10 protein-coding genes and 1 pseudogene are annotated in these 12,456 nt (G+C 59.2%); 4 read left to right on the forward strand and 7 right to left on the reverse strand.

The window, feature by feature from the left end; all coding sequences use genetic code 11:
* Positions 1-127: 127 nt before the first annotated feature.
* The 4 genes from QA609_RS22270 to QA609_RS22285 form a co-directional block, all read right to left on the reverse strand.
* Positions 128-1,573, reverse strand: a complete 1,446-nt coding sequence (locus tag QA609_RS22270; protein ID WP_278304823.1) for an amidase — start codon at positions 1,571-1,573, stop codon at positions 128-130.
* Between the two features lie 362 nt (positions 1,574-1,935).
* A complete protein-coding gene (locus QA609_RS22275; protein WP_278304824.1) occupies positions 1,936-2,271 on the reverse strand; it encodes a hypothetical protein in 336 nt (111 codons plus the stop codon).
* A 696-nt stretch (positions 2,272-2,967) separates the two neighbouring features.
* Positions 2,968-4,167 (reverse strand): ATP-binding protein, encoded by a 1,200-nt coding sequence (locus QA609_RS22280; RefSeq protein WP_278304825.1) that lies wholly within the window; start codon positions 4,165-4,167, stop codon positions 2,968-2,970.
* Between the two features lie 645 nt (positions 4,168-4,812).
* Positions 4,813-6,231 carry a carotenoid oxygenase family protein gene (locus tag QA609_RS22285; RefSeq protein WP_278304826.1) on the reverse strand — a complete coding sequence of 473 codons (1,419 nt, stop codon included), beginning with the start codon at positions 6,229-6,231 and terminating at the stop codon, positions 4,813-4,815.
* A gap of 513 nt (positions 6,232-6,744) precedes the next feature.
* Between QA609_RS22285 and QA609_RS22290 the strand changes: the two genes are divergently transcribed.
* The gene (locus QA609_RS22290) at positions 6,745-7,017 is read left to right on the forward strand and encodes an AbrB/MazE/SpoVT family DNA-binding domain-containing protein (RefSeq protein WP_278304827.1); all 273 of its coding nucleotides are present in this window, start codon (positions 6,745-6,747) and stop codon (positions 7,015-7,017) included.
* 92 nt (positions 7,018-7,109) lie between these two features.
* On the opposite strand, the gene QA609_RS22295 is transcribed toward QA609_RS22290, so the two are convergent.
* On the reverse strand, positions 7,110-7,724 hold the full coding sequence (locus QA609_RS22295; RefSeq protein ID WP_278304828.1) for a hypothetical protein: 615 nt from the start codon (positions 7,722-7,724) through the stop codon (positions 7,110-7,112).
* Positions 7,725-7,821: 97 nt separating this feature from the next.
* Between QA609_RS22295 and QA609_RS22300 the strand changes: the two genes are divergently transcribed.
* The 3 genes and pseudogenes from QA609_RS22300 to QA609_RS22310 all read left to right on the forward strand — a co-directional run bounded on the left by QA609_RS22300 (position 7,822) and on the right by QA609_RS22310 (position 10,379).
* On the forward strand, positions 7,822-8,232 hold the full coding sequence (locus tag QA609_RS22300) for a winged helix-turn-helix domain-containing protein (RefSeq protein ID WP_278304829.1): 411 nt from the start codon (positions 7,822-7,824) through the stop codon (positions 8,230-8,232).
* A 290-nt stretch (positions 8,233-8,522) separates the two neighbouring features.
* Positions 8,523-8,849 (forward strand): annotated as a pseudogene (locus QA609_RS22305) (2-dehydropantoate 2-reductase N-terminal domain-containing protein); the annotation flags it as partial.
* A 207-nt stretch (positions 8,850-9,056) separates the two neighbouring features.
* Positions 9,057-10,379, forward strand: a complete 1,323-nt coding sequence (locus tag QA609_RS22310; RefSeq protein WP_278304855.1) for an alpha/beta hydrolase — start codon at positions 9,057-9,059, stop codon at positions 10,377-10,379.
* Between the two features lie 397 nt (positions 10,380-10,776).
* On the opposite strand, the gene QA609_RS22315 is transcribed toward QA609_RS22310, so the two are convergent.
* Both QA609_RS22315 and QA609_RS22320 read right to left on the reverse strand, forming a co-directional pair.
* Positions 10,777-11,148 (reverse strand): DUF3209 family protein, encoded by a 372-nt coding sequence (locus QA609_RS22315; RefSeq protein WP_278304830.1) that lies wholly within the window; start codon positions 11,146-11,148, stop codon positions 10,777-10,779.
* Positions 11,149-11,211: 63 nt separating this feature from the next.
* Entirely contained in the window at positions 11,212-12,438 is a 1,227-nt protein-coding gene (locus QA609_RS22320; protein ID WP_278304831.1) for a CbiX/SirB N-terminal domain-containing protein, read from the reverse strand.
* Positions 12,439-12,456 lie beyond the last annotated feature (18 nt).

Below are 12,456 nucleotides of genomic sequence, written 5' to 3' on the forward strand. Positions count from 1 at the left end.
TTTGAAAACTAATCGTACTATCCGGCACGGTCCACGGAGATACAAGAAGGAAGCCTACGGTTAAAGACACGAACATATCTGCCATATATCTGCAGAAGACAACGAAGAGTAGCGGTGTTACGGGTGATTAGACACCAGGATAGTGATCCGTCCACGGCCGGACTCGTTCAATCGCTGCAGCGACATTCAGTATGTCGGTTTCAGCAAACCGTCCCCCAACGATTTGCAGTCCGACGGGAAGGCCATCATCGGTGAGGCCGGCAGGCACCGACGCCGCAGGATGGCCCGTCAGGTTGAACACCCACGTCAGCATCGCGTCGGTCGGAACACCCATCACCGACTGTCCGTCGATCTCTGTCGGGTAGCCATCGGCAAGGTGTTTGCCGTATGGTGGGGTAGTAAGCGTCGGTGTCACGAGGACATCGTAGTCTGCGAGGGCGTTTTCGATGCCGTCGTACGCGGCAGTCCGAGGGACGTTCTGCAGTCGCTCAGCGGTAGCATCGGTTTCCGTTCCGAGTGCGATAGTCGAGCGGACGGTCTCCTCGACGTCCGCCGTCTCGAAGTTGATCTCGTACTGTTCCGCGAGTTGCTGGGCGAACGAGCTGAAAAAGACGCCAACCTGCTCGACGTACGCCATCGACAGTTCTTCGTACGGTGGGAGTGACACGTCCACGGTATCGACGGTTGCGCCAGCAGTCGCGAGGTCAGCAACGACGTCGCCGACCGTCTCACGCACCGCCGGTGCGACCGGTTGGAGATCCAGGTTCGGGCTGTATGCCACCGCGAGGTCATCCGTCGGCCGATCAGTCGCCTTCACGTAGTCCGTCTTCCGGCGGGGCACGCTGAACGGGTCTCGGCTGTCCTGACCCACGAGGACATCGAGGAACACGGCGACGTCCTCGGCAGTCCGGGCCATCGGACCGCTGACGAAAAACGGCGAATGCGTACTAAAACCGTCACTCGGGGCGCGTTCGGGAACGAGTCCGAACGTCGGCTTGAGGCCGATGACGTTACAGCAGGCGGCGGGCACGCGGAGCGACCCGCCGATATCTGACCCGGTTGCGAGTTGTACTGCGCCTGCCGCGAGTGCAGCCGCCGATCCGCCGGAGGATCCTCCAGCGGATCGGTCGTGGTCGAACGGTGTCGGTGTGGCGCCGGCGACGCGGTTCTCCGTCTTGATAGTATGGCCGAGGGCTGGTGTGTTGGTGGTACCGACGATAATTGCACCAGCAGCCTCCAACCGTTCGACCACGATGGAATCCTCCTCGGCGACGTTGTCGGCCAGCGGTGCGAGTCCCATCGTATTTCGAACACCGGCTTTCCGGCTCCGGAGATCCTTGATGGCAACCGGGACGCCGTGAAGCGGACCGAGGTCCTCGTTGCGATCGGCCGCCCGGTCGGCCTCACGAGCACGCTTACGAGCCGAGTCCCCGATGACCGTAATGAACGCGTTTAACTCCGCAGTTGCCTCGATTCGTTCCAGCACCGTCTCAACGAGTTCCAGAGAGGACAGCGTTCCGTCACGCACTGTGGTTGCGAGTTCGCGAGCCGACCGTCCCCTGAGAATTGACATGTACAACTATTATAATAGATGGGGGATAAAGACTCGTATCAGTTCTCGAATTTATAGCCTTCAGGGTTCACGTTGATTCGGACGACTCGTCCGGGCAATACACAATATCGACCGAGGGTAAAGGGCGGGCCCTGTTTCAATCTCGAGCGGAGCCGACCGACCGGACTGGTGGTAGACTGCAGGAACCGATAGCGAGGACGGCTGCCGATAGAGAGCCCCTTCGGATACGCTATATAAGGACCTCCTCAACTAAGCGAGGATAACTCACCCGTGTTTGGCTCCTCTGTTTGCATACAAGAGATCAGCCGATCGTGTCTACTACTCGAAAACCGGTATGCGGGAATCACACTCGAGGGACATCCTCACGCCCTGTCGGCGTGGTGGTCGAGCGGAACAGTACGCTTTCGGGTTATCTCGTTCAGATACGGCTCGAGTTCGGTGACCTCTCTCAGAACGATGGCTCCAGTTCGCTGGTCGTATTCGATTACACCGTGATCTGCGAGGCGGGGGAGATGATTGTGATGCAACTCGAGTCTCGCCTGCTCCTGCTGCAGTTCGTCTGCATTGTTTCGTCGACGAGCAGCCAACTGCTGGGAGAGAACCCCTACGTTAGACCGCCCACCATTTTCGAGGAGTTCCTCGACGATATGTTGACGATCCGCGTTCGCCAGTAGGTTGAGCGCCGTTTGGGAGTCCATAGTTGGACCTTGTGGACGAATGTGGAAAATAACGGCCCCAAATTGAATAAGAAGGCTTTCCTGAAGATTTCAGAGCCGATTAACGATAGAATCGGCATTATAGTCGGAGATTCGACGAGGCGCTGTTCGACCGAATGTAACTCAACATCAGTCTCGTCTAACGCGAGCGGTAGTCTGATCCGGTCGTTCCTGCCACGTTCGTTGGAGAAACTCACCGATCCAGTGAGAGCGTTCCACCGTGTCGATGAACGCACCGAAAGGACAACCGATCGAACTGCTATCGCTAAACAGTCGTCTTGGAAGTCGAGACCACCTCGACTAACTCTCAGTACGGTCATCCGCACGGGGAGGGTCTTCGAGGACTGTGCCGATGAATAGACAACGGCTACCGGACTGGTGTCCACGGCAATATCGGAGTGACGACTGACGGCGGGACCGTGGATCAGCTTGGCGTTTCTGTAACGCGGCTGCTAGAGGAGTGCCAGCATGGAGGGACAGTTCTCGAGGCTTCGATCGGAAAGGGAGATTTGTGAAGCGAAGTACCTCTCGAGGTCGTAATCTCGGACGAAGCTGCACAGGACCGACTCGGCCGACTCTCGACGGAGGTATCCGACCGGGATCGAGGTCGAATCGTTGTGTGAGCGAAGCTTCCGTGGAGGGGCTCGATCGACCCTTGTGATCGGTTCGGTTGGCTTCTCAGGCCGATGGCGGACTGTTCCGTGTGGCCTTCCTGTTAGTTACCGCTGGCAGTGTAAACACAAACGTCGATCCTTCCCCCGGTTCGGATTCGACCCAGATCTTGCCGCCGTGGCGTTCGACGATACGTCGACAGAGTGCAAGTCCGATCCCGCTTCCGACGTGTTCTTCGTGGCTATGAAGTCGCTGAAACACCTCGAAGATCTGGTCTTGAGCGTCCGAATCGATCCCAATCCCCCTGTCGTGGACCGAAATGATCCACTCCTCACCGTTTCGCTCAGCGGAAATATCGATTTGCGGCGGTTCGTTGCCGCTGTACTCGATCCCGTTCGAGATGAGGTTTTGGAAGAGCTGGTGTAGCTGGTTTGCATCCCCTTTGACGCGCGGTAGCGCCACAGCCTCGATCGTCGCGTTGCTTTCCTCAATTTGTAGTTCGAGATCTTGCAGGCTCTCAGAAAGTACCGTATCGAGATCAACCGGCTCGAGTGGTTTGCCTCGCGTATCTACCCGCGAGTATTTGAGTAATCCCTCGATCATCGAACTCATGCGCTCCGATCCACTGATTGCGTACTCGAGAAACTCTCTACCATCCTCGTCGAACTCGTCGCTATACCGCCTCTCGATGAGCTGTAAGTAACTCGAAACCATTCGGAGTGGCTCCTGAAGGTCGTGAGATGCAGCATATGCAAACTGCTCGAGACGCTTATTCGACTTCTCGAGGCGCTTGTTCGACTCTTCGAGTTGGTCTTGTATCTGTTTCAGTTTGCGGTTTTGACGTTCGAGTTCGAAAGCGTTCGTTTTCGCTTTCGCAGCGTTCGTTCCGATGCCGAATCCAGCAACGGCACTGAATCCCGTAAGGATAGGAACCAACCGATTTGGTTCTACGATACTGGTATCGGGCTGAACGTGATAGAGTGTGAGGAATACGAACATCGTTCCGATACCCACGAAGCACCATTTTGCGATGGTCGAATAGAACCGAGGATGAACTTCCGTCACTGGTAGCCGATAGCCACCTACCAGGAGGACAAGACCTGAGCCACCGATAAAAATGGTTATCACGAAAATTGGGATGAGTGGCGTCCCCGACATTGCGTGTACGGCTGCCCGTCCGATCGCAATGAGGATGTAGAGCGAGCCGAGGATTAGCACAAGCCTCCTTCCGTCAAGACTAGAAGAGAACCTGCTCGAGTAATCCATCGGGATGAACGAAGGAGCAAGAGGGAAATAACCGTTCTGCCTGTTGAACGCTTTTCGAACGTTTCATTTACAATGTAAGATGGTTAGTTAACCACTCAAATAGAAGGAATTGTAACGGTCGTACTATCGGGGGAGTACCGGTGTCGAAGGACGAGCAAGCGTGTATTCGGGACGGACACGGCGTCAGTTGATCGTGTAGCGGCCGATCCGTCCCAAGCCGAGGGAGCGTTCGAGACGCCACCAGCGGTCGCTGACGACGCTCCCAAATCCGCAGTCCACATTTCCGTTCGACGGTCGATCGAACAGCCTACGCATGGCTGTGATGCGAACCTTGCAGTCCGAGGATCTGCAACCGACTCGAGAGATTGTCTCGTTCCCTGCGTACTGGTCGGCTCACCCTATGTCACCGCTCGAGCACCCCAGTAACTCGCCTGCGAAGGCGAACACCGAGAGCCCCGACCCGATGAACTCCGCTACGCTCTAGGTACGCTTCGCGCCTGAGCAGCCGTTCTCCGATCTTCAACCGGCAGTTGACCGAATCGTTCGGGTGCTTCCCACAACAGAAGGTCGTCTCCCACAAATAAGTCGTCGTCGGCGACTCGGATCGCTCGAGAACGGGGGCGTCCTCGTTCGATCGGGCCTGTCTCACAGCTCCGGAAAGAACCGACCGTGGAAGCCGAACGGAACGGCATGTGGGAGGGGTGCACGCGCTCTCTCGACTAACGTTTCCGCATCGAACACGAGCAGCATCGATCGCTCCCGTCGGGTGTCTAGTGCCGTCGCGACCACGACGCCATCGTCCTCAGCGGTCCCGCCGGGGCGGTGAACCATCCGCGGCTCTTCGACGTAGACGCCCCGTTCCCACCATTCCGTCGCGGTTCCCCGTTCGACGTCGAGTTTGACCAGTCCGTTTGCGCCTTTCCTGTCGGTCGCCTGTGCGTACGCGTACCGATACCGTCGGCCCCGAACCGGCTTCGGAACCGTTGGGAGCTCCATCCCGCCGTCGTACCGCTCGAAGCGTCGGACGCGTCCCTCATCGGGACGGAGTCGAAATCGAACGAACTGACCGTCGGGAGCCGCGGCGAAGCCGCCCTGCGAAAGCGCATCGAATGCGAGCGCCCGGACGATCTCGTCGTCGTCGAACGCAACGAGGTCGAGCACTAGCTCGTCGTCATCTTCGTAGGCGTTGACGTGGTGAAACGTAAAGAACGGCGACGTTTCCAGCGTCCCGACGAGCGTTTCGGCGTCCCGATCGACGACGATAAACCTGCTTGGGGCCCCTTCGTCGTACTCGAGAAGATCGAGGAATCCTTTCTTCCACGGGGCCAGTGCCTTCGCTATCGCGATCCGGAGCGGCGTTTCCACGATGATAATATGCGAGTCGGTGATCGAACAGTCGTGGACGTACCCGGGGCCGGCGGCCGGAACGGTAGCGACGTGGGTTCGGCCGGCACGACCGGACGGGATCCGGTAGAAGTGATACTTTGGGAAGCGTCCGAACTCCGTACTGTAGCCGATCGTTTCCTCGCGATCGGGATCGACCCGGAGGTGGGCTGTCGCCAGATGCTCCGGAACGTCGTCGCGCCAGCGAAACTCGCCGCGGGTCTCGAGCGTTACTGGGTCGAACGCGATCCGTCGCGGTACCTCGGTGAGCGCGACGAAGTGCTCGCCGAGTCGGGCAACGTGGACGTTCGCGTTGTCCGTCGATTCGGGCGGTCCGAGCGACCGGAGCCACCGCAGGGTCCGGCGGAGCGAATCGCCACCGGTTGCGAACTCCGTGGCGCCGTGGCCGGAGTCGGCGGCCGCGTACGCGTCGGTCCGCAGGAACCGGTTCGTATACGAAACGGTGCCGTCCGCGAACCCGTAGCGGCGGAGCATCGCTAGGCCGTCGAACCAGTGGGTCGCACGCTCGCCGCCGAACTCGAACCGTCCCGGTCCGTTCCGGATCAATGCCCCTGAGAGCCACGGTGGAACGGTGCCATCGATCGGCAGCCGTCGGTTGGCGTACTCGGTGTCGACCGTTCGAAACCCGAGTTCGTAGGCGCAGTCGATTGCGTTCGACATACCACCCCATTGGGTGGATAGACGATCAATCCGCGGGAAGCAGCACCGACCGAGAAAGGTGGATTCGCGGAGCTGTGAGCCGACCGACCAGTTCGGGCTGGGATGGAGCAGGACACCGTCATCGAGATTCCACTCGGAGGCTGACTGCCGGGAGAAGACCTGTCCCCGGACGTACTTTTCGAACAGCCCGACCGTCATCGGTCGACCTCGATACGGCAGGACGGCAGCGAGTCGCCGAATCGGACGGCGGTAGCATCGTACAAATAGACCGGCTCGGATGCTGGATCGGCCTCGACGGTACAGGACCTACACGGTTTTGTTCCAGGGAGTTGAGGTGCGACGAGACGGTCCAGGAGATCGAAATGACTGCACGTATGGGTCATCTTACGACGTAATAGAGAAGATACCGGAACCAATCAACGTATATGGATCCAGAGTAGAAGAGATTGACATATGGTTTCGACGACTGGAACAGTTCGACCGCGATCCCAGGCGAGGAGTCAGTAATCCAGGATGGTTGCTGACGACATTCGGATGAAACGCAAGATTCAGCAACTGGGGTCGTCGACGCTGGCTGTCACCCTTCCGGCGGATTGGGCCCGAGAACACGGCGCAGAGAAGGGTGATGAACTCCTCATCCAGAACGACGAGAGCGGTGGCTCGCTTCTGATTGTCCCTGATTCGCCGAAAACCCAAGACGAGGTCGTCGTGGTCGATGCCGACCCCCTCGATCCGTCTGCCCTCGAGCATTTTCCGGGTCGGTGTCGGCTAGTCTGTCCGAGGTAGTCGCCATAGCCCTCTCGAGCAATGAGTGATCCTCCAGCACGCGACGTGAGGATGGTCGATGCGCTGGCTCACAGTATCTGATTATGTAGTACTCACCGCAAGTGATCGAGACTACCGCGGTGCTCACGCTGCATAATTTCGCCTACGAATCGCCGGAGGGTATCGGTGAGTTCAGCTTCGGTGTCGTACGTTTCGATCCGCAGATCCCACCGTACTTTCGCCGACCGAATCATCGCACTCGTTACGTTGTCTTCGTGGACGAAGACAAGCCGGTCACCGTGGGTTTCTGCGAGAGTGGTAAGAACGCTTCCAGCTTCCTCGCCGATACCGAAATTGTGTCCAAGAAAGGGAACGACGAACGCGGTGGCATTGCTACACCGCGTGTACTCGATACTCTGGGTCACTGCATCCACATCGTTCGTATCGATATCAACGTCGAGAGCCAGAAACGCGTTTACTCCGGGCGTAGTCCGAAGCTCCCCTTGTACTCGTCGTAGGAGTGCCTGTGCCTCGTCAATGTCGGCTTTATTTTGGAAGAGCTTCCGAAGCGGACCAGGAAGGTCGTCGGTATCGATCTCTCGGCGTTCCTCCTCGCTCAGGACGTAGTTGAGATTGAACGACTTGTACGGACCCATCAGATAAAACAGGAACCGATCGTATTTGACGTCTCCCAGCCGATCGGCGATTCGGTTTCGTGTAATTTCCATGGAGTTTGCTCTTCTCCACAGTATATAAAAGAGAGTGTTTTCGAGAAGTGCTGGCTTGACAACGACTAAGAGCCTTCCGCTCGTCTTTCGAAGCAAGATGGCTACGAACTCTCACGCTGCTAATGGGGAGGTCCCGGATGATCCGGAAGAGCTGTTGCCCAACGATAGCATCCTTTCTCTGGATGAGTACCTCGAGATGCATGCTGCCGTCGGACACCGAACCCGATACGAGATCCTTTACCGACTCGTTCACGGTGGAGAGATGAGTCCCAAGGAACTCGAGGAGGCAATGCAGGTCGACGACAGTACCCTTCACTACCACCTCAACAAACTTCTCGATGTGAGTCTCGTTGAGAAGCGACAGCGCACCGAACGAGGACAGGACGGGTTGTACACGTACTATCGAGCGACGGTCTTCGGAGCGGTCACGCTTACGGAAGGTGTAGACGAACTGATCCGCGGCGAACAGGCGTTTGGAGAGATGTACGACAGTTCAGTCGAGGAATGACGTTCGGACCGACGTCTTCTACGGTCTGACGACCGTGGTACTGTGCCTGCTCTGTGTATAAATTTCTCTTCGTTTCCGATCGCAATTGTCGCTATGCGTACCTGGAACCAATCGTCGTCTTTCATAAGCGCAGCAAAGAAGCCTATGTAAGTGCAGAGCATTTGCTGCTACTCACCCATGAGCTCCACGACTGGACCCGGATCTTGTCGAGTTCGGCAACTCAAATTCCACGTAGACCGGTACGATCAAGCGAGTTACGACGGTTGCAGTTTGCCGAAATGAACGTTCTGATGTTCGGTGCAGGGCCCCTAGGCAGTCTGAAAGCCGCACGACTCCACGAGGCGGGACACGACGTCTCGCTGCTCGCCAGGGGACAGCGACTCGAGCAGCTGAAAGAACACGGAGTCGTCATCCACGAGGAAGGCACTGACGAGGCGGAAGTCGCTCACGTCGACGTGGTAGCGTCGTTCGAGCCCGACGACGACTACGATCTCGTCCTGGTCGTCATGGGAGAACAGCAAGCGGTACAGATCCTCGATACGCTGGCGGAAAACGAGCACGTCCCGACGTTCCTCTTCATGGGGAACAACGTGAGTGGCCCTGGTGAAATGGTTCGGGCGCTCGGAAGCGAGCGCGTGATGCTGGGCTTTCCGTACCCCGGTGGAAAACGCGACGGACACGTCGTGCGTGTGCTCCCGATCAACGAGGACGAAAGCTACACCGTTCCGATCGGGGAGGTCGACGGGACGATTCGTTCCAGAACTCGAGAAGTAGCCGCAGTGCTCGCGGACATGCGAGGGTACGATGTCGAAATTCGGACGGACATGGACGAGTGGCTGAAATACCACGTCGCGTTGCTTATGTCCGGCCTCGTCCCCGCGCTGTATGCCGCTGAGACGAGTATGAAACAACTAGGTGAAACCAGAGACCTGCTGGTGCTTTCGGTTCGTGCGACGAAGGAAGCGCTTCGAGGGTTACGTGACGCAGGGTATTCACCCAGTCCGCCGGTCGTCAGGGGCTTCGAGTACGTCCCGGAGCCGATCTGCGTCTGGGCCATCGGCTGGCTCATGCGAAACGAGTACGCGAAGGTTTCGGTCGAAGGGCACGCCCGTGACGGCCGAGACGAAATGACGTACCTGTTCGACGAGTTGTGCGTAATTATCGACCAGTCGGATGTAGATACGGACGCGATCGATCGGTTAGCTCCGTACTACGATCCCGACACACCACCGTATCCCGACGGAAAACGGGACATTTCGATGAACTGGGGTGGCCTCGTCGCTCCTGCACTCGGGGTTGGGACGCTCGCACTCGCTTTCCGACACTTGCGCTCGAGAGCAAGCGCTGATTCCGCGGCCGAACGCGAGTCAAGGGGTGTCCAGTATGAGGTGGTCGGGCCTGAAGACGCGACCGCGGTAGTGTTCACCCACGGATTCGCCCTCGACCGCGAGACGTGGCGAGAACAGGTCGCTACGCTGTCGGAGTCGTATCGAGTACTCTCGTGGAACCTTCCCGGGTGTGGCAAATCTGCGGAATCGAGTGATCCGGTACGATTCGACGTCGCCTCTCGGCGATTGCTTGACGCACTGGACGACGAAGGGATCGACCGAGCCGTTCTGGTGGGTCAGTCGATGGGGAGTTTGTTGAGCCAGTATATTGCCTCCCACTACCCCGACCGCGTTCGAGCACTTGTTCACGTTGGGGGCTTCCCATTACATGAGGGATTTTCCAGACCCATGATCGAACTGATGGGGTTGCACGCGAGGGCACTGAAGTTCATGCCCGAACGAGCGCTGTACGACGTGTTTGGTCGGTTGGTGGCTCGCACTCCCGAGGCCAGACAGTACGTGAAACAGACGAGTGCACGTACTGGAAAAGAGAACATGGTCTCTCTCGAACGAGGACTCCTCGAAGATATCGAGGAAGGGATCCCCGAACTCACCGACGTTCCTCAATTAGTCGTGGTCGGTGAACACGAGTACTTCCCGCTCCGGAAAAAAGCAAAAGAGTGGAGCGAACGACTCCCCAACAGCGTGTACACGACAGTGCCAGATGCAGGACACATTGCAAACCACGATGCACCGACGGAGTTCAACGAAATGCTGATTTCGTTTCTGGAAACACTGGATCAATCTACATCTGAATGACACCGTCTTCCCGGTCGGAAGACGGGAATTTCATCGCGTGAACTCGATCCAGTTCCACGACCACACTGCTGTGCTGGTCTCGGTTCCGGTTGCTCTTTTTGTAGCCACCCACCTGGCCACTCTGCCCGCCAATCCAATCTTAGATAAGACTCTTAGCTAAGATGGACGTCTAAGATTATTGTATGAGTTACATGGCGTAGCTCGAGACGAGAACAGGACGACTCCCGGGAGTATCAACACCACGTTCGTCGACGCGGCCCAGCAGTCGCGCTCGTAGCGAGAGGAGCGTCCGGAAACGCCCGGAACGTGAGAATCGGTTCGCCGCTCGAGTGCGTCCACAGCCGTCGGCTTCCGGGCGAAACATGCCCGAGTCGATTCGTGCGTCCGGCTGTCTCCTTCAGCCCTCGGTCGGGAACGTCTCGTGGAGCAGATCGTGTGCGTCACCGAGCCCGTCGACGACGCTCTCCCCCTGGGCTCGTAGCCGACGGACGGCGCGCTCGGCGTCGCGAACGGCCAGTAGTCGACCGCGGGTGTAATTGTACTCCGGATCGTCGGCGTCCATCGACGCGACGGTCTCCTCGAGGTCGACGAGCGCGGCGTCGAGGTGGCGTTCGATCTCCGCGAGGCTCTTCGCTTCGGCGAGCCCCTCGATGGGACCCTCGAGATGGCCCTCGAGTTCCTTCTCCGCGTGGTCGCGGGCGTGCTCGTCCTCGACGCCGAGGACGGTCATCAGTCCGAGTCGAAGCGCTTCGATTTCGTGACAGCTCATATGGATTTTCGTGTGTAGTGTGTCGGTGTCGTTCGTTTCGAGCGGGCTGCGCGTCAGGTTGTTCTACAGGGTCTGATCGACGAGATCACTGACGAGACGGTCTCGCTCCAGATGGTCGGAAACGATCCGGTCGGCGTCTTCGGCCGCGACGTCGCCGTACCAGATCCCGTCGGGGTAGACCGCGACCATCGGCCCGTCGCCGCAGCGACCCAGACACGACGAGCGGGTGATGCGGACGTCGCAGTGCTCGGCGTCGCGAGCCTCCTGGCGGATGCGTTCGAGCACCGCGGACGACCCCATGTCGGCACAGGTCCGGTTCGTACAGACCGCGACGTGTTTTTCCGGCGCGTCGTGGCTGTGGGGCTCGTCGTCGACGTCGTCCCGATCGGCGTGTGCCTCCTGGTGGGCCAGCGCGCGCAGCATGGCTCGCGCGCCGCCGACGTCCTCCTCGTACCCCTCGAGATCGACCTTGTACTTGCACGTGTCACAGGACATCTCGACGCTGTCGGTGCGCCCCTCCTGCCAGCGGTCGGCGAGGACGTCGAGCAGCCGGGAGTCCGTTCCGAGGGGATCGCCGGCGAGCGCGTCGACGTACGGGTACTGGTCGTCGAACTCGCTCGTCCAGTCCCGAACGCGCTGCGTGAGAACGCCGTCTCCGAGCATGTACGGCAGGACGACGACCGCATCCGGACGGTGCTTCGAGAGCCCGTGCAGCGTGTCCTCGAGCGTGGGTTCGGTGACGCCGACGAACGTCGCTTCGGCACGGTCGAACGTCCGCCCCTCGTACAGCAGCCGGGCGAGCTTGTGGACGTCGCCGTTCGCGTCGGGGTCGCTCGAGCCCCGACCACAGAGGACGACGGCGACGTCGTCCGCCGTTCGGTCGACGTCCAGTTCGGCCTCGACCGCACGAGCCCGATCGTCGAGCAGGTCGAGTATCGCCGGGTGGATGCCCAGATGTGACCCGTTGTCGATCTCGAGGGCGTGTGCCGCCCGCGCCCGCTCGATCGCCAGCGGCACGTCGTTTTTGACGTGACTCGCGGCAAACAGCGAGCAGTGGACGACCGTCACCCGCGACACGAGCGTCGCGAGCTCCGCGAACGCCTCGTCGATCGACGGCGCCGCGAGTTCGAGAAACGCGACGTCGACCGGGATCCCCAGCCGCGACTCGAGGTCGGCGGCCAGCTTCCGTACTTGCTGGTTCGACTTCTCCCGACGGGAGCCGTGACCGATCAGCAAAACCGCCTCGTCGTCGAACGCCGCCGCAGGCGCGGTGTCGTCTGGCGTACTCATCTCGGTCTCGTGGGTGTT

The organism is Natronococcus sp. A-GB7 (assembly GCF_029688865.1).
Classification (GTDB): domain Archaea; phylum Halobacteriota; class Halobacteria; order Halobacteriales; family Natrialbaceae; genus Natronococcus.

Bases quoted from the DNA above. Each gene is read 5' to 3' on its own strand.
- QA609_RS22270 (WP_278304823.1), bottom strand. From the start codon at position 1,573: ATGTCAATTCTCAGGGGACGGTCGGCTCGCGAACTCGCAACCACAGTG.
- QA609_RS22275 (WP_278304824.1), bottom strand. From the start codon at position 2,271: ATGGACTCCCAAACGGCGCTCAACCTACTGGCGAACGCGGATCGTCAA.
- QA609_RS22280 (WP_278304825.1), bottom strand. From the start codon at position 4,167: ATGGATTACTCGAGCAGGTTCTCTTCTAGTCTTGACGGAAGGAGGCTT.
- QA609_RS22285 (WP_278304826.1), bottom strand. From the start codon at position 6,231: ATGTCGAACGCAATCGACTGCGCCTACGAACTCGGGTTTCGAACGGTC.
- QA609_RS22290 (WP_278304827.1), top strand. From the start codon at position 6,745: ATGGTTGCTGACGACATTCGGATGAAACGCAAGATTCAGCAACTGGGG.
- QA609_RS22295 (WP_278304828.1), bottom strand. From the start codon at position 7,724: ATGGAAATTACACGAAACCGAATCGCCGATCGGCTGGGAGACGTCAAA.
- QA609_RS22300 (WP_278304829.1), top strand. From the start codon at position 7,822: ATGGCTACGAACTCTCACGCTGCTAATGGGGAGGTCCCGGATGATCCG.
- QA609_RS22310 (WP_278304855.1), top strand. From the start codon at position 9,057: ATGGACGAGTGGCTGAAATACCACGTCGCGTTGCTTATGTCCGGCCTC.
- QA609_RS22315 (WP_278304830.1), bottom strand. From the start codon at position 11,148: ATGAGCTGTCACGAAATCGAAGCGCTTCGACTCGGACTGATGACCGTC.
- QA609_RS22320 (WP_278304831.1), bottom strand. From the start codon at position 12,438: ATGAGTACGCCAGACGACACCGCGCCTGCGGCGGCGTTCGACGACGAG.